Source organism: Sphingomonas jinjuensis (genome assembly GCF_014197105.1).
Classification (GTDB): Bacteria; Pseudomonadota; Alphaproteobacteria; order Sphingomonadales; family Sphingomonadaceae; genus Sphingomonas; species Sphingomonas jinjuensis.
In genome coordinates this window covers 1-26,101 of the sequence record NZ_JACIEV010000011.1, presented here as the reverse complement: position 1 = coordinate 26,101, position 26,101 = coordinate 1, and the positions used below count along the sequence as shown (strand labels likewise).

The following is a 26,101-nucleotide window of genomic DNA, read 5'->3' as shown; positions in this document are numbered from 1 at the left end:
CTTTGTCTGTCGCCGGCCTTCGACGATCATAACGCCAGTTGCGGTCGCGGCGCACCATGCCGTCCGGATCATATGCTGTGCCGCAACCCGAGGGAGGCGGCGCGATCCTACAGCGCTTCGGCCTCGCCGGTGTCGCCGATCGCGAGCAGGATCTGTTCCTCCTCCAGATCGAGTTCGCGGGTCAGCGTCGCCAGCGTTTCGCCGTCGAGCTGGTCGCGGCGTTCCTTCAGCTGGAGCCGGGCGCTCTGGATGCCCTCCAGCTTGCGGCGCAGCATCGCCTCGAGCCGGGTGCGGTCGATGTCGGTGCCCGTCGCGGCGCGCGTCGCCGCGGCCTTGCGCTCGCGGAACAGGCGAAGCACCTCGTCGGTGGTGGTCGCGCCCTGCGTGTCGATGCCCTGGCCGGCGATGGCGGCAGCGACGATCTCGCGCGCGGCGATCGTTGCCTCGTTGACTTCGCCGATGTCGGGATCGCGCAGGTCGAACCAGCCGATCAGCCATTTCAGCGTCGTGCCCTGGATCACCAGCGTCGAGAAGATCGCGCAGAAGGCGAGGAAGACGATCAGGTCACGACCCTGGAAATTGGTCGGTAACGCCAGCGCCGCCGCCAGGCTGACGACGCCGCGCATCCCGGCCCAGGAGATGATCGTCGGATAGCTCAATGGCGGGCTGAAGGGCTCGCCCCGGATCACCGCGACGAGCGCCGACGCGGGGTAGAAGGTCACGAACACCCAGACGATGCGCGCGACGATCAGCACTGCCGACGTCGCGCCGCCGAGCAGCAACAGCTCGGTCAGGCTGTACTCGGTCAGCCGGTCGACGATCTCGCGCAGCTGCAGCCCGACCAGCAGGAACACCATGCTCGCCAGGATGAATTCGACCAGCTCCCACGCGCTGACCGCCTGGAGCCGGGTGCGTGCCGCCAGCCGCAGCTGGGCACGGCCGATCAGCCCGCCGCACGCCACCGCCGCCAGCACGCCCGATCCCTCGATCCATTCGGCGACGAGATAGCTGACGAAGCCCGCCAGGAACGACACCATGATCTCGAGGAAGCGATCCTTCAGCCGCAGCATCAGCCAGTTGGCCGCCTTGCCGGCGGCGAGGCCGACCAAAACGCCGACCAGCGCGGTGAGGGCGAACGAGCCCACCACCTCGCCAGTGCCGATCGAGCCGAGCAGCGCAGCGCTGATCCCCAGCTTGTAGAGCACCAGCGCCGAGGCATCGTTGACCAGGCTTTCGCCCTCCAGCACCGCGACGATGCGCTTGGGCAGGCGAAAGCGCTTGAGGACTGAGGTGGCGGCGACGGCGTCGGGCGGAGCGACGATCGCGCCCAGCACGATCGCGGCGGGCCAGCCGAGGCCGGGGATCAGCTCGCGCGCGGCGAAGGCGACCGCGCCAGCGGTGAACAGCACCGCTCCGAAGGCGAGGCTGACGATGAAGACGATGTTCGACTTGAACAGGTTCCAGTCGGTGCGCAGCGCGCTTGCCTGCAGCAGCGGCGGCAGGAACAGCGCCAGCGCCAGTTCGGGATCGAGGCGCAGGTGCGGCAGCGCGGGCACGAACGCCAGCACCATCCCGCCGAGGACGAGCAGCACTGCCGCAGGGACCTGAAGCCAGCGGGCCGCGACGGTCAGCGCCAGCGCCGCCGACAGCATGACGAGGATGAGTTCGAAGACGTGCATAACGACAATGCGCCTCGTATCCCGCCCGAAGGCGGGATACGAGGCGCCGATCAGGCCGGCAACGGGGGCATGAGGGGCTGCCGCCGTTGCGGGGCCGTCACTTCCCCTTCTGTCCCGAGGCGCTCTCGACGGCGCTGCCCGCGGACTTCAGATCCTTGCCCGCACCCTCGACGGTGTTGCAGGCGGAGAGCGCCAGCGCGCCGATGAGTGCCGTGGCCAGTGCAAGCTTGCCGGTCATGGGTCTTCTCCTGTCATTTCGTGAACGTGGCGGCGGACCCCGATACGCCGGGCCCGCCGCCGGTACTCAGCGCACCCGGCGGCGGAGGGCCGTCGTTGCACCAAAGGCGGAAGCGGCGGCGCCGACCAGCAGCGCCAGGACCAGAACGAACGAGGTGCTCGCGGCGGCGCCGGCCGCAGCGTCGGCGGCCGACTTGGCGGTGGCGATCGCCTTGGTCTTCGTCTCCTGGAAATCGGCCTTCGCGCGCGCGACCTGCTGCGCGGCCTCGGGGCGGCTGATCTTGCGCTGCGCGGCGACGATGTCGATCACGCGGCTCTCGGCACGAGCGCCGTCGGTGCCGCCGCGGGCCATCGCCGGCAGCTGGCGCGCGATCTCGGCCTGGGCCTGCTCGGGCGTCATCTGCGCGGGATCGGCCGGGGCATCGGACAGGTAGCGCGACGCTTCCTGACGCACGTCGTTGGCATCGACGCCGGCGACCTGCGCGACGCGCGGCGCCGCGGCGCCGACGGTCGAGCCGGCGGCGGTGGCGACCGTGCCGACGGTGCGGAACGCGCCGCCGATGATACCGCCGACCGCGGTGGTCAGCAGGTACAGCGTCAGGATCAGCGTCACGCCCCACACGACCAGGCCGTGGATGAGCGCGTCGAAGCGGTCGCTCACGCCGGACGCGCTGGCGGCGGCATAGCCACCCGCGCCCAGCGCGATGACGGTGCTGATGAGCCAGTAGAGGCCCGCGCCGATGCCGAAGCCCGCCGCGCCCGGCGTCGTGCCCTCGACCGGATCGACCATCGACAGGCCGATCCCTGCGCCCAGGATGCCGAGCAGCAGCTGCACCGCCACGGCGATGACGACGCCTGCGAAGATCGCGCCCCAGGAAACGCGGCGACCGGCACGGACGATTGCGCCGTTCTCGATCGGCACCATGCCGGTTGTCACGTTGGTAGCCATATTCACTCCTGTTTCTGTGATGTCTTGTTGGTTTTCGGCTTCGCGGCGCGCTTTTCGCTGCGACCCTTGCGGATCGCATCGTCGTCGCCGATCAGCTTGCCGATCGTCTCACTCGCCGCCGCCTTGGCGCGGCGGGTGACGGGATCCTCGCTCATGCCGATTTCTCCCGGGTTGGGGCGAACGAGTCGCCGTCGAAGCCGCGCGCCCGCGCCCAGGCCGCTGCTGCGGTCCGGCGATTGACGCCGATCTTGGCGTAGATGCGGGCGACGTGGTTGCGCACCGTATTGCCCGACACGCCGAGCGCACGGGCGATACTCTTGTCGTCCAGGCCGCGGCAGATTTGCGCCAGCACTTCCCGCTCGCGCGCGGTGAGGGCGGAGATGCCGACGCCATGGTCGTCGGGTGACGGCGCGCGCAGCCGGGCTAGCTTGTCCATGATCGAGCGGCTGAACCAGCTGGTGTCCTTCATCACCGCCTCGATCGCCTCGACCAGTTCCATCTCGGTCGCCTTGCGCTGGGTGATGTCCTGGAACGCCCACAGCAGGCAGGCGCCGTCGCCCAGCGTAATCGGCTCGGTCGACACGATGCAGTCGATCTCGCCGCGGTCCTTGGTGCCGAGCCGCGCCTCGACCCCGCGCAGCGGTTGGTCGTCGTCGAGCAGCGCCTCGATAGACGTGCGAACCTCGTCGTTCGCCCACAGGCCCAGGTCGCCGAGCGACCGGCCTACGACCTCGGTCGAATCGAAGCCGGTCAGCGCGCAGAAGCTGGCGTTGACCTCGCACAGCAAATGGCCGTCGCGTGCGCCGATTGCCATCGGCACCGGCGCCATCTCGAAGGTGCGGGTAAAGCGTTCCTCGCTGTGGCGCAGCGCCGCCTCCGCCTTCCGCCGTGGTTCGAGGTCGGCGAAGGTGAACAGCATGCAGGGCTCATTGCCCATGTCGATCGGCTGGCCGGCGACGATCACCAGCTTCGTGCCGCCCTGCGGCAAGGCAAGCTCGGCTTCCATCTGCGGGATCGTCCGTCCCTCGGCCAGCCGCTCCTTGGCGAGGTCGATGCGTTCGGCGCCGTGGAAGACGTCGATCTCATAGACCGTCCGGCACAGCACCTGATCCTTGGCGTAGCCGGTCATGTCGAGGAAACCCTGGTTGACCTTGACGAAGCGCCGATCGGCCAGGCGGCAGATGACGGCGGGGGCGGGGTTGGCGTTGAACGATTGTTCGAAGCGGTCCTCCGCCTCGAACTGCGCGGTCACGTCCTGGATGACCATCACGACGCACGACGGCGCGCCGTCGTCTTCCTCGTTGATGACCAGGCTGCGCACCTGATGGACCCAGCGCGGTTCGTCGTCGCCGGCGGCCATGACCTCGACGACAACCTCGGAAAATGCTTCGCCTGCGGCGACGCGCTCGACCGGATAGTCGTCCGCCGACAGCCGATGATTGTTGCGATAGCGCAGCTTGAAGCGCTTGCGATAATCGTCGACCGTCGCGCCTAGGTCTTCCAGCCGCTCGACACCATGCATCGCCAGGGCGGCCGGATTGGCCCAGAGCAGGCTCTGATCGGGATCGATCAGCAGCACGCCCTCGTCCAATCCCGCGACGATCTGACGCAGGTGGCGAAGCGCGACGGTGTCGCGCAGCGAGGTGAGCGGCTGGGTCACGGGACGCTCAGTCGCGACGCCCGTGGATCAGCCACGCGAGGGCATAGCCGATGAGGCCGGCCGCGGTCGCCGCCGCGATCGCGACGCCTTCGTTGCCACGGACCGCCTGCGCGGCGGAGTCGGCGCGGACGCGTACCTCGTCGGCGGCCTGATGCAGCGCGTCGCTGGTCTTTTCGCGAGCATGCTCGATCACGCCCGGCGCCGTTTCGGCGACGTCCGACGCTACCGACTGGGCGCGGCCGTACAGGTTCTCGGCACCGCCGGCCACCTGATCGACGACGCCCGCGACCTGCCAGTCGCGGCTCTCGACGACGTCGCCGACGGTCTTTTCGATCTTGCCGCCGACGTAGCGCGCGCCGCCGTGGATTTCGTGCTTGTTCATGTCTGCGCTCCTGCGAGGGGAAGGCGTAGGAGGGTCGGCGGTCAGCCGATGACGCCGCAGCCGGCGGCGGCCTTCCCGACTTCCAGCGGGACCTTCGGGTCCTTGATCTCGCCGGCGACCCAGATCAGGTCGCTGACGGTCAGCTGGCCCGGCGTGGTGTCGTCGCGGCGATAGGCCTTGGCGGCATCGCCGAGCTGCATCAGCTGGCCGAGCGACAGGTTGCGCTGCAGCCGATCGCCGACGCATTGCGAGCGCTGGGCATCGAGGCCGTAACGCTCGAGCCCCATCGCGATACGCTGGGACGGGGCGGCACAGGCAGCGACGCACAGCGCCGTGCCCAAGGCAAGGACATGGAATTTCACCGGTTTCTCCTTAAACCGGTGCATTCGTGCGACCGATCCGGCCGTACTAACTTTTGATAGTGATTAGTGTTCCTGGTATTTTTGCAGGAGCCTACTAGTCTTTACCTACCTCGCCGCGGGCGCGGGCGCGGGCGGCATAGAGCGAGGCGAAGCGCTCGTGCAGGCTGCGCTGGGCCGCGCCGCCGCTGCGCTCGGCCATCCGCCGATGCCAGGCGCTGCGCTGCTCCAGATAATCCCGTTCAGTTTCCAAGAACATGCTCGTCGCCATGATGCTTCTCCACTCCGCCAGCAAGGCTAGCAGAGCCGCAATGGGGTGCGCACGGATGTAAAAGTACCAGCCTATGGTATCTCGGCTAGTGCGTGGTCGGGCAAGCGGCGGAAGCAGCGTGCCTCGTGATCGTCGACCAGCCCGCACGCCTGCATCCAAGCATAGACGATGACCGGGCCGACGAACGTAAAGCCGCGCTTCTTCAGCGCCGTCGACAAAGCCTCGGACTCGGGCGAGCGGCTGCGCGGCGGGCCGCCGTCGGACACGATCGGCCGGCCGCCGACCGCGTTCCAGACGAAGGTCGCGAAATCCTCGCCGGCCGCCTCCATCGCCAGATAGGCGCGGGCGTTGCGGATCGTCGCTTCGATTTTGGCGCGTGATCGGACGATGCCCGCATTGCCGAGCAGTCGCTCGATGTCGTCCTCGTCGAACCGGGCGACGGTGACGGGGTCGAACCCAGCGAACGCCGCGCGAAAGGCGTCGCGCTTGCGCAGGATCGTGATCCAGGCGAGCCCCGCCTGAAAGCCGTCGAGTATCAGCTTTTCCCACAAGGCTCGGCCGTCATGCTCGGGCACGCCCCATTCGGTGTCGTGATAGGCGGCGAGCAGCGGGTCGCTTTCGGCCCATCGGCAGCGGGGGAGGCGGGGATCGTGCGACATGGCGGCGGCCCGGTCCCGGCTATTGCCGCACGTAGCGGAAGTACCAGATTTTAGGCATACACTGATGCAATCCTCGCATATTTTCGGGCATTTCTCTTCGATGATAGGCCGCAATCTCGTACTGAACAATCACCCGGTAAGCACGGGTATCAAATTAGGGTACCTCAGTTCACCATCCGCATCCCGGCGGGAAGCGACGGCGCGTCCGTCAGTCGATAGCCAGGCGGAAGCGGGGGGGTGTCATTGGCAGGGCGCTTCGCCTGAGACTTGGCGACCAGCTGCGTCGGGCCACCCTCAACGAGCCCTTTGCCCGCCGTGCGCGCTGCCTTCATTTCGTCGCGGACCATGCTTTGACGATCCTCGTCGTCCGCCTTTTTCCAGTCGTCCGACTTCACCAACGCGTCCAAGCGATGCTTGGCCTCGTCGCCCACCGCCACCTGAAGCCGATCATATTCCGCAGGCGTCCACTCCACCCGCTTGCCATCGACCTTTCGGAAGCGGGCAGGCGCGCTGACGGTCACGCCAGCATCAACCAGCGCCGCAATCGTCTTGTCGTTGCGTGCCGTGCCTTTCCAGATCGGGGAGACAATATCCGGCCCCACCCCGCCGTCAGACTCGACAGGATCGCCAAAGACGTCCCGCTTGGGAAACAGGTTGTCCGATAGACCGGGTACCCGCGAGCGAATGCGATCCATAGGCGCCCGAGCCTCGCGAATGACGGGGTCAGTCGTGCGGGCAACCTGAGCCACCAACGCAGGCACGGCGACCGCGCCAGCCGTCCGCGATACGAAGTCTTGCCAATAGCGGTCAGGGTCGCCCAGCGCCTCCGCAATGCCGCTGACGCCGGTAAGCCACGTCTTGGAGGCGAGGTTGTTGAGAATGGCCGCGGTGACGAGGACGCCAGACTTTTCGCGTTGCCGCTCGGTCATGTGCGAGCCCAGGTCTACCATGTCAGCCATGGTGCCCATGGTGGTAGAGAAGGGATCGAGGCGGCGATAGCTGTAATACTCGTCGCCCACCCGGACGCTGTAGGGTTGCCAGCCATCGGCCAGCATCAGGCGCTTGGCGCTCTCGTCAGCAGGCCCGCCGCCGGTGATTCGACCATCAAGCGCGGCCTCGTAGAACATGGCCCCGATGCCCGTTCCGACCAGGGCGCGGGCAACGGCCATGTCCCGACGCGCTCCGCCTGCCAACACTTCCTTGCGCCAGTCGCGAAGCAGAGGCGCGGCCGGCGACCGCTCCACCGCGAATTTCAGGAGGTTCGTGGGCGTGCGAACGAACGGGATCAGGAATTTCATCAGCATGCTGGAATTGGAGACGCCCGCAATTTTGCTTGATACCGGGCCGAGCGGCGCCTGAAACGTGAGATAGCGCGCATAATCCTGCGCCTTATCGAGCATTTCGTCTGTGGGGTTCTCGACCAACTCGGCCGCGCGCTGGCGGAGCGCCGACCCGCGAAGACCTTCCCGGTTCGCCATGCGCATCGCAAGGCCCGTCAGCTCCATGCGACGCGCCATGCCCTTGAACAGCTCGTCCTCCGCGCCGAGCAAGCGGGTAGGGGTGCGGATAATCTCGCCAGCGACGCCGGGGATCGCCTTGTATTGCTGCGTCTCCACCTTCGTCACGTTGTCCGGGGAGTCGCCGGTACGGAAGGTGCGAACGGCATCACGAAGCCCCTCCTTGGTGCCTTGGATCAGACCAGCGAACCGGGCAGGCACTTCCGAGAACAGCACGCGGTCCTGATCGACCCGAACGCCGAACCCCAGCTTTCCCGCTACGCGCTCGCCGGTCTGTCGCACCGCGCCCACAGCCGCCGCAGCGGCATGCTCGGGGAGCTGCGCGAGTGACGTGAGGGTATTCGACAGGATGTTGGTGGCGTGCGTCTGGGGGCCGGAGAGCAGAGCGTTGATGTAGTATTCCATCGCCATGTCGCGCGTTCGGGCGCGCAGCGACTTCACGGCAAAGCGGTTGATCCCCCCCGGCGAAGTGCCGGCGGCTTCCAAGTCAACGATCCGCTCGGCAACCTCCTTGAGACGCGCGCTACCGCCGGCAATATCGCCCAAGGTGGGCAGCACCCGCCCGACCTGTCGAGCGTCGGCGGTCTGACGGAACTGTTGCAGCGCACGGCCAGCCTCGGCCGTCATGCCGGACACCTGTTCTTGGATCGCGGCATGACGCAACCATGCCTCCCGGAAGGCAGCTTCCGCCTCGTCGCCGGGATTTTCCGTGCGGCTGATCCGCTTGGCCATGTTCACCAGATCGGTAGCCGATCGAGCGAGTATCTGGCGTGCGGCCAGCGCCTCTTCCGCGTTGAAAGCCTGCCCCTTGCGGCGTTTCAGCAGATCGTCCGCCGTCATGCCCAGCTCGTTGGCCAGGCTCTCCGTCTCCGCGTGAGTGATCCTTCCACGGCGGGCAGCGTCAAAGCCGCCCGTCACCTGTTCGGTCTGGACGAGCGCGCGCTTGATCGCCTGCGGGCTGTCGAGCTTGTCGAGGCGGATATTACCCGCAAGGTTCGGGGCGTTCTCGCCCCATTCCTCGTAAGCTCGCACCGGAGCCGCATTGGCGTCGAGATCGGCCATATCGACGGGGGCGGCGCGGTCCTCCGACAGCGGGGCGCCTTGATCGCGAGCGCGCTCCACGTCGTAGCGCTGTTGCCGAGCAGCGTTGAAGCGATCGACCTCGGGCAAATCCTCCGACAGGAACGAGCGATTGCGCCCGCTGTGCGTCGCCTCCAAGGCGTCAAGAAATTCGTCCACCGTCGGCCGCTCGGCGTGATCGGGGAAATACCCTGCTTCCCAGGCACGCTGCGCCGCCTCATCGTAGCTCATGCCGTCATTCGCGACGAGCGGACCAAAGCGCTTCTCGCCCTCCGCGAAGTCCATGCCCTTGCGCGGGGTGTTGTCGATACCGCTGTGGGCCAGCTCGCCGCCCTGCGCCTTCACGCCGCCTTGCGAGCGCAGCCATGTCACCAGATCGGCAGGGCCGCGCTTTGGAATGGGCGTGCCGGTGTTGGCGTTCGGGAGCGTGCGGCGATCAAGGGTGCTGGCCTCGTCCCCGGCTTTTACTGGCGCATAGCGCCCCGCCTCGATCCGGGCGGCCTCGTCTACGCCATCAACCGTGTTGGCAGGAAGGGGCAGCACATCGCGGGAGGATAGCCGCTCGGCATCCGCCAGCCGCTCGGCGCGGGTGGCATCAGCCGTTAGAGGACGCGGCGCGGTGCCGTCAGCGTTACCGGCCATCTCCGGTCCAGTGAGGGTAGGGCGCTCGTCAGAAGCCCGCATATCAATGCTATCGCGCTCACGGGCTACGAGCTGCATACCGTCAGGCAGCGCCGGCAATGCCCCGGCCTCCGCATCGATCGGGGGCAGCGTCTTGTTGTCGAACGAGGACACCACCCAGCGCTTGACCGGGCCGTTATGGTCAGGGGAGACGACGGCGCGATATTGGTCGTTCTCCAATACCCAGCGGCCCGACCCGTCTGAGGGCTTTTCACGTACCGGCAGCGAGGCGATAATTTCCGGCAGGCGTTCCGCCGCCGCCGGGTCTTCATCAAGCACGCGTTTCACGCCGTACCGGTCATTGCCCCATACGAGATCGAGATTGCCCGCCTCGGGATGCTTCACGGCTGCGGGAATGTCCCCCGTGCCGTCCGCCTCCATGCGTGCAAGCGCCTCGTCCCATTTGCCCGACAGCGAATGATGGACGGGGCCGAACTGCGAGATATTGGGATCAAGCCCCTTGCGCTCGCTGATTGCCTTGCGGGCTTTTGCGTTCAGGTGTGGCGCCGACAGATCAACAGCACGCCCGCCAGTCAGAGGCGGGGATGCCTGTAGTAGATCGTCAGGGATGCCGTTCGCAGCGTCCTGCGCATCGTTGCTCGCTCGTGCGCGAGCGGTGTCTAGCGCCCCATCAACAAAATCGCCCGCGGCTTGCTCGCCATCCCGCCCGGCGAGCTTGCTGAATGGCTTACCCGCAACGGCGGCGAGCTTAGGGGCCAACACGCCCAGGCCAACGCCCAGCGTCGCACCGACAGGCGCACCAATAGCCGCGCCCTTGGCACGCTGCTCTGTCGTTTCACCAGCGCCAGCGCCCGCCAAGCCGCCTTCAATGCCGCCGGTCAGCGCCATTCGGTTCAGGACTGCGCGTCGCGCCGCCGATCGTGCTGCAATGCGCGTGCTGCCCTCCAGAAGCGCCCTGCGCGCGGCAGCATAGCCAACGCCCTCCACGGACGCGCCAGGCGTCACCAGCCCGCTCGCAAGCTGCCCGCCGAACCGGTAATAGGGGTGCGTCGCATCGTCGTTCGCGAGGATGGAGCGGTTCTGTTCGAGGTTGTTGGCGTAGATGTCGCCAAACCGTCGATCACTGCCCCACACGTTCTCGCGCTCGCTGCCCGGCAAGAGCGAGTCTACGACCGCTCCCGCCTCATCGAGCATATTGATAGGGTCAGCGAAGCCGCGCAGCGCGGCGCCCGTCCGTCCGTCGCCCAGATCAGTCAGGACACGAGGCGCCGCCATGTACTGGACTTCACTGCCAGCCTTTTGGTCGCGGTTGCGTGCCGCGTACTGCTTGCGAACGGTGTCTGGGTTGACCTGAAACCCGTTCGCCTTCGCATAGGCAATCAGATCCTCCGGCTTGGAGGACATGTCCTGCCAGATGTCGATATAGCCCTTCTCGACCTCCGGCTTGAGCCCCTGAAACGGTGTGGGATCGTCCCAGAATACCGCTTGGCCGTTCGCTTCCGTGCCAGCCTCAGGCGCCTTCCACGGATCGGGGTTGCCTTGGCGATAGCTCTTCGGCGTCTGGAACGAGCCGGCGAATGCCCCGCGTCGGTTGAGACGCGCTAGCCGCTCTTCCTGTGTATAGTCCTGCAACCGCTGCTGATCGCCACGCAGGTACTCGGGCGTCGATAGGCCAAGGCCCGCGTGTAGGATGGCCCTGCCTGTATCCTGATCGCCGTTGAGAACTGACGCCACTGGACGGCCATACGTCTCCGAGCCGTTAGGGGTGACCGTCGCGCCAGGCTGCACGTTCGGCACCAACGCTGACCGCGCCAGCTCGCCAAGGCGAACCGTTGAGCCGTCCGATGCGCGGCCGGTCTGATCCAACTCGAACGCATCGACGCCGAGAAGACGGGCGTTGCGGCCATCCGATAGCCGGAAGGTGTCGCCGTCATGCGCTTGGCCCGTGGCGTTGAGGGCCTGCGCGGGCTCATTGTCCTGTCTCCGCCCCTTCCGCTTACGCTGCGTCGGCTCGACGCGGGAGAAGCCAGGCGGAAGGGGAGGAAGCGCCATGCGGTTCTATCTCAGTGGACGGTGAGGGGGGCGGGGTGGATGAACAGGCCCGCGCCTGAAGCAGCGGCGTCGCGTTCCTCGTGGATCGACAGCAGCGCCCCGCTCAACAGCGAGAAGTTGCGCAGCGCGCGTTCGGCAACATCGCGGGTGACGCTGAAGCGGAAGCAGGCGACGGCTACGGTACGGTCTATCGGGTCGGCATCGCCGTTCTCAATGACGCTCGCAGCCCAAGCCACGCTTTCCGCATACGCAATATCTGCTTCTCGGCGGCTCTGCTCGACATGGCCCTTGATGCCATCGACAAACGCACCCGGCAGGATCGCGCAAAGCGAGAGGCTAGCCAGCTCGCCGGAATCGGGGCCGATCCCCATCGCAGCCACAAGCCCGGCGGTTCTCGTCTCAGCCCATCCCAGCGCAATGCTGGTGGCCGTCACCACGTCACGCCAGCGCGTCGCGAGGGTTTCGCCAGCCTCTTCCATGGCGGCAAAATCCTCGTCAGTTGCGAGCTGATAATCCTCAATATTCATCGCACCGCCTCCACCCATTTGCCGCCTCGGGCGACGTGCAACTTGCCTTGACCATCCTGCGCGACCGCCTCACCCGGCCTGATCTTCACGGGGCGCGGCCCGCTTGAAACCCCGGAGCCGGAGCCGGAGCCTGAGCCAGCCCCACGAATGGGGGTGCGGTTGCGACGGTCAATGATGCTGGCAGTGTTCGCGACGCGCGCACGCTTTGCGGCGATGGCCGCTTCCTGATCGGCGGGGGCAAATTCGGCGCGCGTTTCCGAATAGTCTGCATTCCCCTGCGCCTGACGGAGGCGGTAGGGGTGCAATTCCTCTTCGCGATCCTCGCGGTTCAGCGACGAATAGACCTCGTTGAACCGGTCCCCCGATGCCTGCGCCAAAGCCAGCGATGCGAGCTTCCGTGCCGCCTTCAGCTGCTCAGGCTTGCCGCTTTCCACCAGCCCACGAATTGACGTCAGCGTATCGGCCGGCATATCAGACCCGGCCAACTGCTTTGATCCGTCATCAAGGGCGGTAAGCGCCCGCTGTGGGTCGTTTGCGGTCAGCGCCGAGATGACGCCGCCAGCGGTGTTCCGCATCACGTCCAAGCCGCCTTGGCGGTAGGACTTCTGAGCCGCGTCAATGGGATCGAGAAAATCGGGGAAGTTGCCCCGCAGATAGTTGTAACCCGCGGCGTTCGGCGCGGCCGACACCTTGGCGAACGCGTCGAAGAACTGCTGTTTACGCGTCGCCGCCGCCTGCTTCTCGGCAAGTTGAGCATCGAGGCGCATCTGATCGGTTTGAATGCGTGATTGCTCGTTTTCGAGCGCCTGTCCCTGCTGACGCAAACGCATCCCGTCGCGGATGGGCGACAAATCCAGCTGCGTCAGCATCCGTTGGTAATCGTAAGCCTGAGGCATCAGAAAGCCCTCACACGTGAGCCGCTACCACCGCCAAGGATCGTCCCGGCCAGCTGCGCAGCGTCGTTGAGCGTGGTTCGGGTAACATTGCCCTTGGCAATCTGACCGCCCGCTATCGCAGCCCCTTGATCCCCGAGAAGCTGGCCGATGTTGCTGGCGACGTTGATGGCTTCGGTGCCCGCCCCAGCCGCCGAGTTTGCGCCGATCGTCGTCAACCCATTGAGGCGGGTGAATTGATTGCTGATGAGGTTCGCCAGCGTGTCGGCCCGGAAGCGCGCCAGGCTGTTATTCGTGTTGCCGCCGCGCAAACCGCCGGTTGCGGACGCGTTCTGGAGGATCGCTTCCTCACCTTGGCGAACCGTCGTCGTAAACTCGGGCGTCGTCAGAAGCGCGTTCACGGCATCCTGTTGGCCGGTCGTACCGTTCAAGCCGATCAGGCTCATTTGGGCGGCCAGAGCCTTGTTACCCGCATCCATGTAGGGTTGGCGAAGGGTGACGCTCTGGTCCCGCGCCGATCGCTGCTCGGCAATCGCCTGCTGCGCGGCATTGGCCTGCGTCTGGGCGGCCAGCTGCGCGCCCTTGGCGGACTGCTTTGCGCCGGTAATCCCGCCCATCACATCGCCGATGAGATTCCCAACGAAGCTCATCGCACGACCTCCGGGTCACCGGTTTCGTCCATGGCGGGGCTCGGTGGCGGCTCAACCTCGTCGGCGCCTGCGGACTTCACCTCCGGCACGTTTTTGAACCCGGCGGTTTTGAGCATGTCAGGAAGCTCGTAGAACGGGACGCTTGCCGCCAGCACCATCCCGGCCAACCCCTTCGCCCGCGCGATCAACTCAGGATCGTTCATGCGCAGCGCGGCAATCATGGTGTCGGTGACCTCGGTGGACTCCTTGCCCTTCACCAACGCCTGTTTGCGGGCGCGAAGCTGCTCCAATGCCGCGGCCTGCTCGCCGTGGTTCATCAGCCCCAGAAAATCCAGCGCGGCACTGACGTTGCGGTGGCGCTGGCTGGGATTACCCATCTGAGGCGCGACCGCAGCAAGACGATCGGGGTAGGTCGTCAGATCAACGATGTTTGCCGCTGTCGGCTTCGTCAGAACCGCCCCAACGGCGTTGTTCCAGTCGGCTTCTTGAGCCTGCGCTACAACTTGCTGGAGAATGTCCGAACTGATCACCATGCGCAGCATCCACAAAAACGGGACACGCTGCCGGGGGCGTCTTACTCGGACGGGTATTTGGATACCCTAAAGCGCTAGCGACAACAAGGATTTTTAACGGTTCTCGGCGCCAGACCGCGATAGTTGCGAGCGAAAGCAAAGGCTGACAGATTGCACCCATGCGCACCGGCTGGGCAATCATCATCGCAGCGATAATCGTGGGACTGTCAGGCGTCGTCGGCGCGCGCCAGTACCGGCCTGATTATTCCCTCACCAATCTCGGGGCAGGCGCCACCATGAGGCTCGACAACCGCTCAGGTGACATGATCGGCTGTGTACGCTTCGCGTGCCGTGACGTGGTGCGCAACGGACGTCCGCTGCCAGCCCCGACATTCTCGGCGCGGGAGCAAGGCTTGCCGCCGCTTCCGCCGGGATCACGGCTGGTACAGTAAACCCGTCAGCGGGACGCCAGACGCACTCCGACGCCGCCGGAGGGAACCCCATCTCCGGCCGCAAAGAAGACGGCTCCGCGCCGCTCTAGCTCTTCACGCAGCGCATCAACGGTGCGTTGTAGTGAACTGCCCCCGCGCTCAAAGGCGCTGATCGTTGACGGGCGCAGATCAGTAGCCGCCGCCAGATCAGCAATGGACACGTTGAGGCCTGCCCGGGCCATGCGGCATTGTTCGGAAGTCATCATGCCCTACCGCAAATAAATAACGCTGAGGCTGTTGACAACCCCTATCACAGCGTTAGTTTGTAACGGTCTTCTCGGAAGACGGCCCGGCGGGGCGCTACCAACGCCACCGCCGAGCCTCATCGCAACCCTTGTTCGGAAGGGACACGACTATGACCGCACGTACCATGAAGGTGCGCGAGACGCTACGCGCTCTCGGCACTGTCACCCTCTACATTTTCGGCGCCGCCGCGATCGGGACCGGCCTCGCGCTGGTCGCTGACGCCAACGTCACCGCCCTCACGATGGGGGCGCTGTAATGGCTCTCACCATGCCCCGCTTCCCCGCTCCGGCGGGGAGCCTCGCCGCCGCCGCCCAGGCGCCTGCTGACCCCAGCCGTCGTGCCCTGATCGGCGGCGTTGGCGTTGCCGCTGTGCTGGTCGCCAGTGCCGCCACGATGCCCGCCATTACGACCCTCGCGCCAAGCGCGTTCGACAAGGCAGAGGCGGAGTACCGAGCCGCGATCAAGCGCTTTAACGGCCTGCCCCACGATTACGAGCGGACCCACCCCGAAGCCCACGAGCGCGAAATGGCCGCGATGATCGCAGCAACTCAACGCGCCGAAACGGCTCCGATCGCGAATTGGCAGGAATTTGCCCGTTCATTCGCCCTCGCCACCGACAACGGCGAGAGCGAGCCGGGCGAGCGCGCTACGGCGCACCTCTTCGCTGCCTTGCAGCGCCTCGCGAAGCAGGAGGGCTGAGCGATGGACACGAACACCACTCGTCGCCAGCTGCTCCGCATTGGCACCAGCGCCGCCGCCTATGCGGCTGGCGCGGCGATCGTCGCTGGCTGCGTTGCCGTTGCCACTCAGGCCAAGGGGGAGGCAGCGGCGATCAGCCCCGGCCTCGCCAAGCTTCTAGCCGACTACGACCGCCACGACGCTCGCCTAGACCATTTCTACGAGACGGTCTGGAACCCGGTGTGTGACGCGCATCGTGCCGAGCTGGATGCGATCCACAACCGGCCCCCGCTGGTGGTCGAGTATCCGTCCTATCGTCACCGCTTCGACGGCGTGTCGGCAGCGGGGTCGTTCAGCACCGCCAACAAGCACGACGTCATTCGCTGCAAGGGCATCGTCGGCGTTGCGAGAGACAAGCAGTCGGCTGACCCGCAGTGGCAGCAGCTCTATCGTGCGGCACGTCGGATTGTGGCGCGCGTGAAGGCGGATGAGCGTGACGAGGCAAGGCTTGAGCGCAAGTATGGCTTCGCCACCCTGCGCGCCCGCGAGAGCGAGCTATCCCAGCCGACGTGCGAAGATGCCCAAGCTATCCGGCAATTCCCCTGCGCGAGCATCGCAGACCTCCGAGCCAAGCTGACGCACCTTGAACGCATCGGGCTTCGGGAGGCGGATGGAGGCGAAGCCCTCGACCTCGTCATCGCCGGCCTCGACAGCATCGAAGGGAGGGCATGAGCATGGCTCGCATCGCCCGACGCGGCAACGTCCGCGCCATCCGCCCCGGCCTGTCCATCCCGCAACAAAGGGACGAGGACAACGCCTGCATCACCACTGCTCGCCTCGTTTCGGTGTTCGCAGCAAGCGCGCACCGGCTGGCACAGTCCGCCCCCAACAGTGAAGATCATTACGTAGCGGAGCATATGGCAGGGATGGGGCACAAGCTGCCTCGCAACAACCTCCGACTGCTCGTCACGCCGCAACAGCCGAAAGAGGAATGGTTCAGACTCGCCTACAAAGACTATTGCGTGGCGAAGGGCGTTCGCGACCTGGCCGAAGCACGCTTCTCCCGCGCTTGGTGTCTCGACCAATGGGACAAAGGCGATCGAGCGGAGGCGCTGCGCAGCGAGCGTGACCGGGCGCAAGCCGCGCTCGACATCGTTATCCTCGACGCACTGCGCACGCCGGTCACACGCAAATGGGACATCGCGATCAAGCAGCAGATGGTCGGAAAGCGTGAGTGGGCGGCGAAATACCGCCCCGAAATGCAGGCCATCATTGATGAGGAAGCGGCCCGCCTCGCGTCCAAGCCGCGACGCTCGCGAAAGGAGGCGGGCAAATGAGCCAGATGCAATCCCGCATCGCACAGGGGGCGGCTTCGGCCGCTCCCTTCATCCCCGCCGAATGGCTAGCAGCATGGTCCGATAACGGCGGCATCGTCGTTCTCACCGGTGACCGCTTGTTCGTCAGCAGGCTTCCTCAGGTCGACAACGAGGCCGGACGCATCCTCAACAGCCTGAGGGCCGCTGTGTGGCCCAAGGCGCATGCTGAGGCACTGGCGGACTATCTGCTGCGCCGATCGCACGGGGAGACGCTGTAATGGCTAGCAGAGCCCTACGCGCCCTCCCGGCGGCATCACTCGACCAGATGCTCGCCGCGATCCCCAGCCTGCCGCGTCCGGTCCTTTCGCGGCTGGTATCCCGCATGATCGACCATCTGGACGAGCTGGATGGCGACACCGACCTTGAGCCCGAGGTGGATTGCTGTTCGGCTGGTGACGACGGATGCGGCGTCATTCTTATGCATGGGCTCCGCTATTGGGGAGCGGCCCAAGAAGAGCCCTAGCCGCTCAGCTTTCACGCCGAAATAGGGTGCCCTTAACTGCATGCCTTAGATCAGTCGGGGGGGCCTTTGAGCCTGTCGCTGGTTCTTAAATCAGGAGAACCACCATGCCCGACCAAAATGACTCGCAAAAACCATCAAACGACGACACCGCTAGGCGCCCGTTTAATCCGGATAGCGGCGAGGACGAGAGCAGCATTGAAGATGGCAACGGCAATCCGACCCGTGAAGACCAGAAGCCTTTAGGTGGGCAGTCTTCGGATCAGGGTGATGGCAGCTCGTCCGAGGATGCTCATAAGACCGAGAATCTTACGAAGGCGGGTCGTAAAAATTTCGACCCCAACGCCGGGCAAGAATGAGTGAGCCATTCTCCCGATCCCAACACAACCACTGACGGAAGGCCTTCAGGCGGAACGAGCGGCACCGAAGACTATGGTGCGCTAGAAAAGAGCGATGAAGCCAACAGGGCTGGTCACCGTCAAGAGGATGCGGCACGCCCACCTTCGAAAAGCACCCAATTCAAAGGGAACACCGCGAATGAAACGTCAGCCCAATAAGCCTGGCGGCGGGTATCTGGCCTCGGGCCAGCCGCGGCCAGTTGCCGATCTCCAAGCAGTGCAGAACCAGGCGGTCGTCAGCCCAGACGACTATCCGGACTCGGCAGGCGTCCCCCACGATTTGGCGGTGGAAACCGGGATTGCAGACGATCCAGCGGTCGTGACACCTTCGGTTGACCAGAAGACTAACGCCTGATCCGTGCCTGAAGCCGTTTCCAACCTCGCTCATCTTCCGGAAAAAAGTTGAGCAGCGTCACCGCATTCATCGTCGGCTTGGGTATTGGATACCGAGCCCGGCATTTCGAGCAGTAGAAATGCCGCATCACCCCAGCTTCGAGCGCCTGAGGCCATCGCCACACCCGCGCCCAGCCGGATACCTGCCAAGCGTCCAGCACAGCCGTGTGATGGCAATGGCCGTTAGCGCAGGTCAGGTGAATGTTTACGCCGTGCCGCGCAAAATCGTGGAGGGTGTCGAACTTCTTTGCGCCCATGACCGGTCAAAGCGGAAGCCGCATCTGCTGGCGCTCGCTGGCCAAGGGCGCCCCCTCCAGGCTGGCGACGATCGCCTCGGCGAGGTCAGCCGCCGCTTGTTCTCGGACGCGCGCGCTGGGGGCCGCCAGACCGAGGCGGGTGATAGGTGACGCGGACAGGATCACGGATGTGAGCAACGAATCAGGGGTCATCATGACCCCGATGTTCTCTTATTGTTCTGACATGTCTAGGGGCTATGCGGTCAGTGGCTCGGCGCGCTGATCAGGTTTTGATAGCAAGCCGCGATCTGCTGGAAGCGCTCGACGCCCGCCTCATCATCCGCCAGCGCAAGCGCGCCAATACGCTCGGCAAGCCACCGCGGGCCGTCGTCACCGAGCAGCCGCTGGATCGCCAAGGCCTCGGCCATGCGGAAGTTGATAATCATGCCCTAACTCCCGAACCGAAAGGCCGCCGGGATCACTCCCGGCGGCCTCCACGCGCCTTCATCGGGGTCGAATTAGGCGAACGTGACCTTGGCGGCCGACTTGCGACGACGCGCAACCGCACCGACCATGCCGAAGCCAACCAGCATCATCGCCCAGGTGGCCGGCTCCGGAACCGCGCCCGTGGTGGTGATCGACAAGGTAGCAGAACGCAGCGAGCCGACATCGCCACCATTGTCATCGTTGATATACAGGTTCCACGTTCCGTTCGCGCTCAGGCCGTTGAAGATGGCGAGTGACGATCCATACGGGCCCGACACGTTCGGAATTGCCTCATTCGCGCCATCGCTACCTGAATAATTGCTCGGCTTGTACGTCCCAGACGCGTTGACACCAGCATCGGCTAGAGAATTAGCCGCTGATTGGCTAAAAGTATAAGTAACGGCATTCAAATTGCTGCTGCTACCCGCGTCAGACATCAACATCACATTCTGACCCGTAGGGCCAGTCAGAAGGATGTCCAAGTCGTCGGAAAACGTGTGAGTCAGGCCGGTGAGCGTAAACGTGACTGCGGTGATCGTCCCAACCTGGCCCGATACGTTAAACGCAATCGGGTAGGTCGATGCAGGACCTGAAGTGCCTGTACCAGGAATGGTGTACGGACCCGAAACGGTGAAGTCTGTCGCGATAGCCGGCGACGCGATGACCGCGGTAGCCGCAAGCGCAGCGCCAAAGATGAAGCGCATAAATCCCCCTGTGTTGCCCCCGGCGTGAATATTCACGCCTGAAACAAGCGGTTAACCGTCCGATACACTACGTGATTGGACAAAAGCGACATTGTTTCAGATTGGGACAGAACATTAAGAATGTAAGGCACAATGCACCTTGGGCTTGCGTGAGATCATCGCACCCGCGTCGGAAACACCGGACCTCGGACCCTCATCTGATCGGCAGGATACGGGCGTTGAAGGCGGCGAACGTCGTCTAGCGAGCCGTTTAGCCAAGTTGACCAGTCGTCTGGGTAAAGGATCGTGACCATCGCCTTGGGATGGATCGGCGCCACCAGCTCATTGGCGTCGCAGGTGACCATCGCGAAGCCGTTGCCGGCAGCTGTGCGCTGCCAAAACCCTGCCACCGCAAAGACGGGCTGATCGGTCACGCTGAACCACATCTCGCCTTTCAGCGGCGGCTTACCATCGCCCAGGTCGTGCTTCTCGGGGGTGAACTCCGCAAATTCCGTCAGGGGAACCAGACAGCGGTTCTCTGGACGCTCCGCGAGCCGCGTCCATTGAGTAAGTGCCAGATTGCGGACGTTGGTCATCGGCCACTTGGCGCCGCCGCCCAGGACATCCCAGCCCATGACATCGATTCCGCGGGCGCCGCCTTGCTCGCGCACCACGTAGGCCCGACTCTTTGGGCGCAGTTCCTTAGGATCGAAGCGATTGTCGCGCGGCTTATCGGTCAGCCAGCCGGCGCCGAATCGCTCGTGCAGCGTCTCAGGCTCGCCAGCGAAGCGCGCGCGGTTGCACATCGCTCAGCTTACGCCCTCGGTTTTGGCCGAAGGCGATGACTTCCTTTCGGCCTCCGCCCTCGTGACCTCCCCGCCTCCGAGCAATGCACGGATACTCCCTACAAGTTCGGGGAGGCTGAAGGGCTTCTTGAGGACGATGCTGCCAGGGACACCTTCGCTCGCAAAGTCGGTGTAGCTGTCACCGGTTACGTAGACGATGGGCAAATCAGGCTTGATCTCGCGTGCACATCTCGCGATCTCCCACCCATCGATGCCGCCGCCAAGGCGGATGTCGGCAACCAGCACATCAACGGCGTAGGCTTCACTGCCGAGAGCGTGGAGCGCTTCGCCGCTGTTGCGGGCGCTCACGACGCTGTAGCCGCGATCCGCAAGAGCATCCTCCAGGACCATCAAAACCGTTGGATCGTCCTCCACGGCCAGCACGGTGATTGCGTCGGATGGAATCATCATTGGCTCGGGATAGCCTGCATGTATGAAGGTCGAATGCATGATGGCCCGCCACGCGGCCAATCATTGCTTAGGCGACGTCGCCCAGATCATCGATCGATAGCGAACCACCGGATTCAAGATCAGCCGGCGGCTCGATCGCAGCGAGGATGGCGTCAAGATCATCGGCGGTAAGCCCGCTTTCCTCGTCCACATGGTCGCCCGCGTTGAAGGTCGCTCGAAAACGGCGGAGGTGGTCGAGGGCTGCGCTGAGCGTTTCATCCATGATGAGCAGCCTAAAGCGCTCAAGCGGCTGGACAAGGGCGTAATCAGTGCCTGCACGACCGCGGGCACGCATCGGCAACCCCTCATACCAAAGGACGATCGCTGCTCGGCTCAATGCCGCCAGTGAGCTTGGACAACAGATCCACTGCAAAGCTTTCTGAGGGCACCGGGAGAGCGGACGCCAATGCAGGTCCAATGACCCACGCCATGTTTCCCGCCCCGTGGGGGTTTGAACGGGTGCGACGGCGCAAGAGGCCCAGTGTGCTCACGCGGGTCCGCACCGACGACACCGCCAAACCCATCTCGTCAGCGATAGCCGCAGCGGTAGAGCCTGCCGCGTAGAGCATGGCCAATCGGCGATCTTGGTCAGAAGTCCATTTCATCGTCGGCATCCCCCATCCTCACTACCCGAATAATGAACCTAGCTTGGGAAGGGATTAAGACGACGCGTGCCGATCGACGAGAAGAGCCGTCAGCTTCTCAGCTGACGGCCCCCCTCAACCTAACGGGGTCAAAGCGTTAGGCGAAGGTAGCGGCGGTGCTCCGACGACGGTAACGCGACGCTGCGCCGATCATGCCGAAGCCAACGAGCATCATCGCCCAAGTAGCGGGTTCGGGGACAGCAGGAGCAACTCCACCGATCGACATCGTAGCGCTGCTGGAATACGCCGAGCTACCGGTCGAGTTGAACGAGATAGTCAATGTCGATGCAGTAGCACCGACGCCAAGGTTGGTATCGATCAGCGAGCCAAAGACCTTGAATGAACCTGACGTAGTGATGCCAGGAGTGTCAGAAAACGTCACTGTCTGAACGGTGGTGCCTGAGAAGTTGTAGGTGCCGCCATTGCCATCGCTAAAGACGAACAGGTCGGTCAGGGTCTGCGCCAGCACCGTACCCACGGTCTTGGAGAAATTGATGCTACCGTTTAGCGTGCCGGTGCGGCCACTCGCTGCACTGAGATCGCCAGAGCCCGTGACCTGGAAAGTACCGCCGTTGAACACGGAGTAGGTGACAGGAGTGGTGCTGAGATTGACAGCCGGCGAAAAAAGGTGCGCCGATGAAACCGATCCGCTCGTGACTGTGGTAACGGCATTCGCTGGAGCAGCGATGACGGCCGACGACGCGACCAGAACGGCAAAACACAACTTCCTCATGGAAAATCCCCGCGTAGAATGACGCCCCTGTTTGGCGCGGCAAAAGTGGTGCAGGCAATCCGAGAAGCATCGTGCGCGGTGGCACGTCCTTCCCCAAAGCCCCCGATGACCACCCGCTCTCCCTGAGACGGCCGATCAATTAATCACACGTTGAGCTTACCAACGGGACTTGTCGCGTGGAATTTCATGACAAACCAGCGACGTGCCGGATCGGGACGCAAAAGCGTACGTGTGCAAAGGGACGCAGCGGGCTGGATATGCCCTTGATACGCTCGGGGTGGCGTCCGGTATTGACGCGATAGCGGAACGTCCGCTTTCGGCGATCGCCTCGGCATCAGCGGACGGCCGATCGTGGTGGGAAGAGGCTGTTACGCTGCGGAAAAATAGCGGCCCCTTCACTTTCGCGGCCACCGCAGAATGCGTGGGAAGCGCCAGATAAGCACAGCGCCAGCCGCGTAAGCGAGGAGCGCAAGTGGAGCATAAGAGGTGAAGGCCTCGGACTTGGCCGCCAAACATCGCTCCTCAGCTTCGAGAGATGCGCAGTCTCCAAGGGTTGTGACTGTAAGAACGGCCAAAAGCACGATTAGCGCTCCCCCGGCAACCAGAAATATTTTGAGTGTGCGCCCCATCGTGAATCTTTCCGTCTTTCGCGCTGTTGTGGCAGCCTAACCGTTGCATCCGGATGTCGGCAATTGGGGCGATAGCGGAACGTCCGCTTTCGGGCGACGCCTCGGCATCAGCGGACGGCCGATCGTGGTGGAAAGCGGACGTTAGCAATCAGCGTGTTGAACCCGCTGGTGAAACCTCGATCAGGCTCGTCGTGACCGTCAGCGTGCTCGGGCACTCCATCACCTTGGGTTCGACGCTGTCATCAGCATGCAGCACTCCTTGCACACGGACAATCGTCCAAGGTGCCAGCGAGGCAAGTTTCCCTGTGCTGTCGTCAGCCCACATGCAAAAATTTGCTCGGCTGGGACCAAATGCATGCGCGCGGGCAGCGGCGGAAAGCCATAGAATTGGAGGTGAACCGCCCGTAAATCGCCTCTCTACAGCCGCGCGGACGCTCACCCTTTGGCCGATGAGCGCTGTCCTGTGCTTCTGCAAGTCGCGGTATGTCAGATCGCGCTTGAGCCAAGGCCGAACACCCGCGCAGCCTGAGGTGAGAAGCAGGGCTGCGATTAACAAAGACGCTCTCATGCTTGAACACTACCGAGCTACCGAATGTCAGCAAGTGGGGCGTAAGCGGACGGTCCGCTTTCGGGCAGCGACCAGGCATAGCCGGGCGACGCATCCTGGGGGGGGGGGGGGGAGTCGCCGTCTGTCCGGTTGCCTCCGAACAATGATATAAACTGCGGCCCCCCGAGAAAGCGATCACGGGGCTTTGCCCCAAGGTGGGCGGGGTACAACAAGTATATTTCGCATTATTGTGCCGATGCTCATCATGGAGTCGTCTTATGGGGAGTGCTGTTCGGTTGGCCATTAGCCTCATCGCAGTTGTAGGATTGATCATGCTGGCAAGCCCAGGACGGGCCGACGAACAACTCGCATTCAGGATGTGCTCGATGGAGCATGTTGCTCAGGAGCTAGAACGGGCCGATCGCCCGATGAGCGATCTTCGGCGCTACGAGGTACTGTCTAACCTGACAGGCTACGTATATGAACGGCACTGCCGTTTGAGCGACCCAAAGACGGTCGCGACTGTGTACGGGCTGATCGCAAGCGATAAGCCGTATGTGAGGTTTTGGGGAGCAGGAATCGCTCGATCGGTCGTGAACAAACGTGCTTCAATCGCGCGATTGCGATCTGCTCAACGTCGCTACGGGCGCGATCGCGGCGCAATCAATGCATATGACGCCATGACAGCCACTATAAAGGCGCTCGGCCAACGCTGAGGATCCCTGTGTTTCGCATTTGGACCGACAGCGGAACGTCCGCCTTCAGCCGACGCGCATAGCGGACCGCACGACCGTTCCTGGTGGGAAGCAGAAGGTCCGCTTAGCATCCACCATCGAGGAAGACAGGCATATGGTCGGCGAGCTCCAGCGATGCCCGATCAGCAGTGATGTGCGCTACGGCGCCATATTGTCCAAGTGCGGAGAACACCTTTATCAACTCGTCGAAGGCAGCTTCACTCGTCTTGCTCAATCCCGTCACGATTACTCGAAGGGGCAAAGCCCCCTCAATGTTGTCACCAACAATCATCGAGTTAACCAGGGCCGGGATGCTCTCTCCATGCCAATCAGAAGCGCCCAGCCTTCGCAAGAACGCGTTGTAGAAGTCCGCTGGCGTGTTCCAATGTCGGGCATCAAGTTCGACGACGTTCATGGGTCATGCTTTCCAGCTACCGGCTTTGCATGCTGGATCATCGGCAGCTTTCGGGCAAGCTGGTGGCAGCCCAAAACGTCTTTGATTGGGGCGATAGCGGAACGTCCGCTTTCGGACGACGGGGCAGCGAACCGGACGACCGTTCCTGGTGGTTTGCAGACTCTCCGCTTTCGGCGCTAAGTTCGCGATAGCGGACATCCCAGAGGCAACTATGCGTCGTGAGATTTGGTTCTACAAACTTCTGTGGAGCTACATTCCCTGCCATTGGAAAGGCTGGGCGGTCATAGCTGCCGCTGTTTGTTTCGTGGACCTCGGATCGAGCCTCGGCCAATCCACCCTGGATCATTTCGGCTACCCCGAGGCGGATTGGGTCCCATTTCTGCTGCTGTTTTTCCCAGCTTGGATTGCGCTCCTTGTGATTGCAAAGCGGCATAGCTGAACATCGGCAGCTATCGGGAATGTGCGGAGCCATGCCACGCAGTATCGATTGGGGCGATAGCGGAACGTCCGCTTTCGGGCGCCGCCCTGGCGTGGCCGGACGACCGATCCTGGTGGGTTAGCTGCCGTCCGGGTTCCACCAACGGCGGAAGAACGCCTGCCGCGCGGACACTCGCTCCCGATGCTCTGCCGCTGCCCGCTCTTGATAGTCGGAACGGCTGTAACCAGCCGCCCAGCGGTAAAGAGACACGAGCATGATGGCGAACATCCCTGCGCCACCGAGCGCCAGAACGCCAAGGACGAGCGGATCGTCGTGCGAAGAGCCCAAACTCTCAAGAGCGGCGACGGCCGCTAGGCTCAAGAAGACCGGAACACCCCAGACGAGGCGCTGCGCGAAAGCGAACACCGGATTATATCTACGGCTCGCCCAATCTCGATCCATCCAGTTGATCAGCGCACGAAGCATGACGGTCGGCTCCCTCGCGGATGTCTTAGCTCGTCCCACCAACGTCCGCTATTGGGGCGATAGCGGAATGTCCGCTTTCCCGCGCGAAGCCCTTGAACCAGCCGTTCGTTCATGGCCTTGGACGACGTCGAGGTGGCTCCCCACAACCTGGCGCCGGATCGTTCATCAACCGCATCTTCAGCACTGTCCGCTAAAGCCGGGAGAATGCGATTATCTGTTCTTGGTGGGCGGTCCGACATTCGGCGCCCTCTTCTATGGATGGCAGGCGTGGGATAGAGCCCATTGGTGGCGTTCAGCCGAAGCCGTGACGGTTGGCAGCGACTACTCGGAGGCAGAGCGTCTCGATGATCGCAGGCCGTTCGCATCGTTGAGGTTACGCCCTTTCACCGATGCCAGGTCCGGTCGGTATACGAAGGTGCGGATTGATTACGCCGATGCTGCAGGCCGGCACCATCAAGCGACAGTGATCCGAGTGGTCACTCGCGGCAAAACGGTGATGCCCACCATGCGGATTTTCTACGATACCCGCGATCCAGACCGCGTAAATCTTGATGGCCTGAGGAGCGCTGCTTTTTTGTGCGTCTTCTGGGTGAGCTGCCCCCTTCTGAGTGGTCCATCGACTATGACAGTCTGGATCAAGGAAGGGACGACGAATGCCTTCGAAGAAGCACAAGCCCGAGGAGA

34 protein-coding genes are annotated in these 26,101 nt (G+C 64.0%); 9 read left to right on the top strand and 25 right to left on the bottom strand.

Going from position 1 to position 26,101, the window contains the following annotated elements; all coding sequences use genetic code 11:
* Positions 1 to 107 precede the first annotated feature (107 nt).
* The 14 genes from GGQ80_RS16045 to GGQ80_RS15980 all read right to left on the bottom strand — a co-directional run bounded on the left by GGQ80_RS16045 (position 108) and on the right by GGQ80_RS15980 (position 14,090).
* Positions 108 to 1,679 (bottom strand): Na+/H+ antiporter, encoded by a 1,572-nt coding sequence (locus tag GGQ80_RS16045; RefSeq protein ID WP_183986717.1) that lies wholly within the window; start codon positions 1,677 to 1,679, stop codon positions 108 to 110.
* A gap of 97 nt (positions 1,680 to 1,776) precedes the next feature.
* The gene (locus GGQ80_RS16040) at positions 1,777 to 1,917 is read right to left on the bottom strand and encodes an entericidin A/B family lipoprotein (protein ID WP_183986715.1); all 141 of its coding nucleotides are present in this window, start codon (positions 1,915 to 1,917) and stop codon (positions 1,777 to 1,779) included.
* A 66-nt stretch (positions 1,918 to 1,983) separates the two neighbouring features.
* Positions 1,984 to 2,865: a hypothetical protein gene (locus GGQ80_RS16035; RefSeq protein WP_183986713.1), complete on the bottom strand. Its 882-nt coding sequence runs from the start codon at positions 2,863 to 2,865 to the stop codon at positions 1,984 to 1,986.
* Between the two features lie 2 nt (positions 2,866 to 2,867).
* Positions 2,868 to 3,020, bottom strand: a complete 153-nt coding sequence (locus GGQ80_RS16030; protein ID WP_183986711.1) for a hypothetical protein — start codon at positions 3,018 to 3,020, stop codon at positions 2,868 to 2,870.
* Complete coding sequence (locus GGQ80_RS16025; RefSeq protein ID WP_183986709.1) at positions 3,017 to 4,525, bottom strand: PAS domain S-box protein; 1,509 nt, start codon at positions 4,523 to 4,525, stop codon at positions 3,017 to 3,019. The genes GGQ80_RS16030 and GGQ80_RS16025 overlap by 4 nt, the downstream gene beginning before the upstream one ends.
* A 7-nt stretch (positions 4,526 to 4,532) precedes the next feature.
* Entirely contained in the window at positions 4,533 to 4,907 is a 375-nt protein-coding gene (locus GGQ80_RS16020; protein ID WP_183986707.1) for a CsbD family protein, read from the bottom strand.
* A gap of 41 nt (positions 4,908 to 4,948) precedes the next feature.
* Positions 4,949 to 5,269, bottom strand: coding sequence for a hypothetical protein (locus GGQ80_RS16015; RefSeq protein ID WP_183986705.1), 321 nt, complete (start codon positions 5,267 to 5,269; stop codon positions 4,949 to 4,951).
* A 94-nt stretch (positions 5,270 to 5,363) separates the two neighbouring features.
* Complete coding sequence (locus GGQ80_RS16010; RefSeq protein ID WP_183986703.1) at positions 5,364 to 5,525, bottom strand: hypothetical protein; 162 nt, start codon at positions 5,523 to 5,525, stop codon at positions 5,364 to 5,366.
* An 83-nt stretch (positions 5,526 to 5,608) separates the two neighbouring features.
* Entirely contained in the window at positions 5,609 to 6,196 is a 588-nt protein-coding gene (locus GGQ80_RS16005) for a DNA-3-methyladenine glycosylase I (RefSeq protein ID WP_183986701.1), read from the bottom strand.
* A gap of 164 nt (positions 6,197 to 6,360) precedes the next feature.
* Positions 6,361 to 11,487, bottom strand: coding sequence for a thermonuclease family protein (locus tag GGQ80_RS16000; protein ID WP_183986699.1), 5,127 nt, complete (start codon positions 11,485 to 11,487; stop codon positions 6,361 to 6,363).
* A gap of 11 nt (positions 11,488 to 11,498) precedes the next feature.
* On the bottom strand, positions 11,499 to 12,014 hold the full coding sequence (locus tag GGQ80_RS15995; RefSeq protein WP_183986697.1) for a hypothetical protein: 516 nt from the start codon (positions 12,012 to 12,014) through the stop codon (positions 11,499 to 11,501).
* A complete protein-coding gene (locus GGQ80_RS15990) occupies positions 12,011 to 12,910 on the bottom strand; it encodes a hypothetical protein (RefSeq protein ID WP_221364451.1) in 900 nt (299 codons plus the stop codon). Before GGQ80_RS15990 ends, GGQ80_RS15995 begins: the two co-directional genes overlap by 4 nt.
* The gene (locus tag GGQ80_RS15985) at positions 12,910 to 13,557 is read right to left on the bottom strand and encodes a hypothetical protein (protein WP_183986693.1); all 648 of its coding nucleotides are present in this window, start codon (positions 13,555 to 13,557) and stop codon (positions 12,910 to 12,912) included. The genes GGQ80_RS15990 and GGQ80_RS15985 overlap by 1 nt, the downstream gene beginning before the upstream one ends.
* Positions 13,554 to 14,090 (bottom strand): hypothetical protein, encoded by a 537-nt coding sequence (locus GGQ80_RS15980; RefSeq protein ID WP_183986691.1) that lies wholly within the window; start codon positions 14,088 to 14,090, stop codon positions 13,554 to 13,556. Before GGQ80_RS15980 ends, GGQ80_RS15985 begins: the two co-directional genes overlap by 4 nt.
* 158 nt (positions 14,091 to 14,248) lie before the next feature.
* On the opposite strand from GGQ80_RS15980, the gene GGQ80_RS15975 reads away from it, so the two are divergent.
* The gene (locus GGQ80_RS15975; RefSeq protein ID WP_183986689.1) at positions 14,249 to 14,521 is read left to right on the top strand and encodes a hypothetical protein; all 273 of its coding nucleotides are present in this window, start codon (positions 14,249 to 14,251) and stop codon (positions 14,519 to 14,521) included.
* Between the two features lie 5 nt (positions 14,522 to 14,526).
* Here the strand turns inward: GGQ80_RS15975 and GGQ80_RS15970 are convergent, their stop codons facing one another.
* The gene (locus tag GGQ80_RS15970; RefSeq protein WP_183986687.1) at positions 14,527 to 14,766 is read right to left on the bottom strand and encodes a helix-turn-helix domain-containing protein; all 240 of its coding nucleotides are present in this window, start codon (positions 14,764 to 14,766) and stop codon (positions 14,527 to 14,529) included.
* Between the two features lie 149 nt (positions 14,767 to 14,915).
* Between GGQ80_RS15970 and GGQ80_RS15965 the strand changes: the two genes are divergently transcribed.
* The 5 genes from GGQ80_RS15965 to GGQ80_RS15945 are packed head-to-tail and all read left to right on the top strand — an operon-like array spanning position 14,916 to position 17,078.
* The gene (locus tag GGQ80_RS15965; RefSeq protein WP_183986685.1) at positions 14,916 to 15,062 is read left to right on the top strand and encodes a hypothetical protein; all 147 of its coding nucleotides are present in this window, start codon (positions 14,916 to 14,918) and stop codon (positions 15,060 to 15,062) included.
* Positions 15,062 to 15,505 carry a hypothetical protein gene (locus GGQ80_RS15960; protein WP_183986683.1) on the top strand — a complete coding sequence of 148 codons (444 nt, stop codon included), beginning with the start codon at positions 15,062 to 15,064 and terminating at the stop codon, positions 15,503 to 15,505. Before GGQ80_RS15965 ends, GGQ80_RS15960 begins: the two co-directional genes overlap by 1 nt.
* A 3-nt stretch (positions 15,506 to 15,508) precedes the next feature.
* Positions 15,509 to 16,216, top strand: a complete 708-nt coding sequence (locus GGQ80_RS15955) for a hypothetical protein (RefSeq protein ID WP_183986681.1) — start codon at positions 15,509 to 15,511, stop codon at positions 16,214 to 16,216.
* A 2-nt stretch (positions 16,217 to 16,218) separates the two neighbouring features.
* On the top strand, positions 16,219 to 16,821 hold the full coding sequence (locus tag GGQ80_RS15950) for a hypothetical protein (protein ID WP_183986679.1): 603 nt from the start codon (positions 16,219 to 16,221) through the stop codon (positions 16,819 to 16,821).
* Entirely contained in the window at positions 16,818 to 17,078 is a 261-nt protein-coding gene (locus GGQ80_RS15945) for a hypothetical protein (RefSeq protein WP_183986677.1), read from the top strand. The genes GGQ80_RS15950 and GGQ80_RS15945 overlap by 4 nt, the downstream gene beginning before the upstream one ends.
* Before the next feature lie 35 nt (positions 17,079 to 17,113).
* Here GGQ80_RS15945 and GGQ80_RS15940 read toward each other — a convergent pair whose 3' ends face one another.
* Positions 17,114 to 17,284, bottom strand: a complete 171-nt coding sequence (locus GGQ80_RS15940) for a hypothetical protein (protein WP_183986675.1) — start codon at positions 17,282 to 17,284, stop codon at positions 17,114 to 17,116.
* 143 nt (positions 17,285 to 17,427) lie between these two features.
* Here GGQ80_RS15940 and GGQ80_RS15935 point away from each other — a divergent pair, with 143 nt between their 5' ends.
* Positions 17,428 to 17,679: a hypothetical protein gene (locus GGQ80_RS15935; protein WP_183986673.1), complete on the top strand. Its 252-nt coding sequence runs from the start codon at positions 17,428 to 17,430 to the stop codon at positions 17,677 to 17,679.
* A gap of 178 nt (positions 17,680 to 17,857) precedes the next feature.
* Positions 17,858 to 18,073 (top strand): hypothetical protein, encoded by a 216-nt coding sequence (locus GGQ80_RS15930; RefSeq protein WP_183986671.1) that lies wholly within the window; start codon positions 17,858 to 17,860, stop codon positions 18,071 to 18,073.
* Between the two features lie 301 nt (positions 18,074 to 18,374).
* Here the strand turns inward: GGQ80_RS15930 and GGQ80_RS18845 are convergent, their stop codons facing one another.
* From GGQ80_RS18845 to GGQ80_RS15885, 9 genes are all read right to left on the bottom strand, one after another.
* Positions 18,375 to 18,560: a DUF6771 family protein gene (locus GGQ80_RS18845; RefSeq protein ID WP_425506077.1), complete on the bottom strand. Its 186-nt coding sequence runs from the start codon at positions 18,558 to 18,560 to the stop codon at positions 18,375 to 18,377.
* Positions 18,561 to 18,610: 50 nt separating this feature from the next.
* On the bottom strand, positions 18,611 to 18,775 hold the full coding sequence (locus tag GGQ80_RS15925; RefSeq protein WP_221364450.1) for a DUF6961 family protein: 165 nt from the start codon (positions 18,773 to 18,775) through the stop codon (positions 18,611 to 18,613).
* 90 nt (positions 18,776 to 18,865) lie between these two features.
* Positions 18,866 to 19,537, bottom strand: coding sequence for a PEPxxWA-CTERM sorting domain-containing protein (locus GGQ80_RS18530; RefSeq protein WP_246347152.1), 672 nt, complete (start codon positions 19,535 to 19,537; stop codon positions 18,866 to 18,868).
* A gap of 155 nt (positions 19,538 to 19,692) precedes the next feature.
* A complete protein-coding gene (locus GGQ80_RS15915) occupies positions 19,693 to 20,322 on the bottom strand; it encodes an SOS response-associated peptidase family protein (RefSeq protein WP_183986667.1) in 630 nt (209 codons plus the stop codon).
* A 3-nt stretch (positions 20,323 to 20,325) separates the two neighbouring features.
* Entirely contained in the window at positions 20,326 to 20,811 is a 486-nt protein-coding gene (locus GGQ80_RS15910) for a response regulator (protein WP_183986665.1), read from the bottom strand.
* A 28-nt stretch (positions 20,812 to 20,839) separates the two neighbouring features.
* Entirely contained in the window at positions 20,840 to 21,034 is a 195-nt protein-coding gene (locus GGQ80_RS15905; protein ID WP_183986663.1) for a hypothetical protein, read from the bottom strand.
* Between the two features lie 518 nt (positions 21,035 to 21,552).
* Positions 21,553 to 22,188 (bottom strand): PEPxxWA-CTERM sorting domain-containing protein, encoded by a 636-nt coding sequence (locus GGQ80_RS15900; RefSeq protein ID WP_183986661.1) that lies wholly within the window; start codon positions 22,186 to 22,188, stop codon positions 21,553 to 21,555.
* A gap of 1,995 nt (positions 22,189 to 24,183) precedes the next feature.
* A complete protein-coding gene (locus GGQ80_RS15890; RefSeq protein ID WP_183986657.1) occupies positions 24,184 to 24,513 on the bottom strand; it encodes a barstar family protein in 330 nt (109 codons plus the stop codon).
* 556 nt (positions 24,514 to 25,069) lie between these two features.
* Positions 25,070 to 25,417, bottom strand: a complete 348-nt coding sequence (locus GGQ80_RS15885) for a hypothetical protein (RefSeq protein ID WP_183986655.1) — start codon at positions 25,415 to 25,417, stop codon at positions 25,070 to 25,072.
* Between GGQ80_RS15885 and GGQ80_RS18345 the strand changes: the two genes are divergently transcribed.
* Positions 25,416 to 26,101, top strand: a 686-nt coding sequence (locus GGQ80_RS18345; RefSeq protein WP_221364449.1) for a hypothetical protein, incomplete at its 3' end; no start/stop codon positions are given. The genes GGQ80_RS15885 and GGQ80_RS18345 overlap by 2 nt on opposite strands.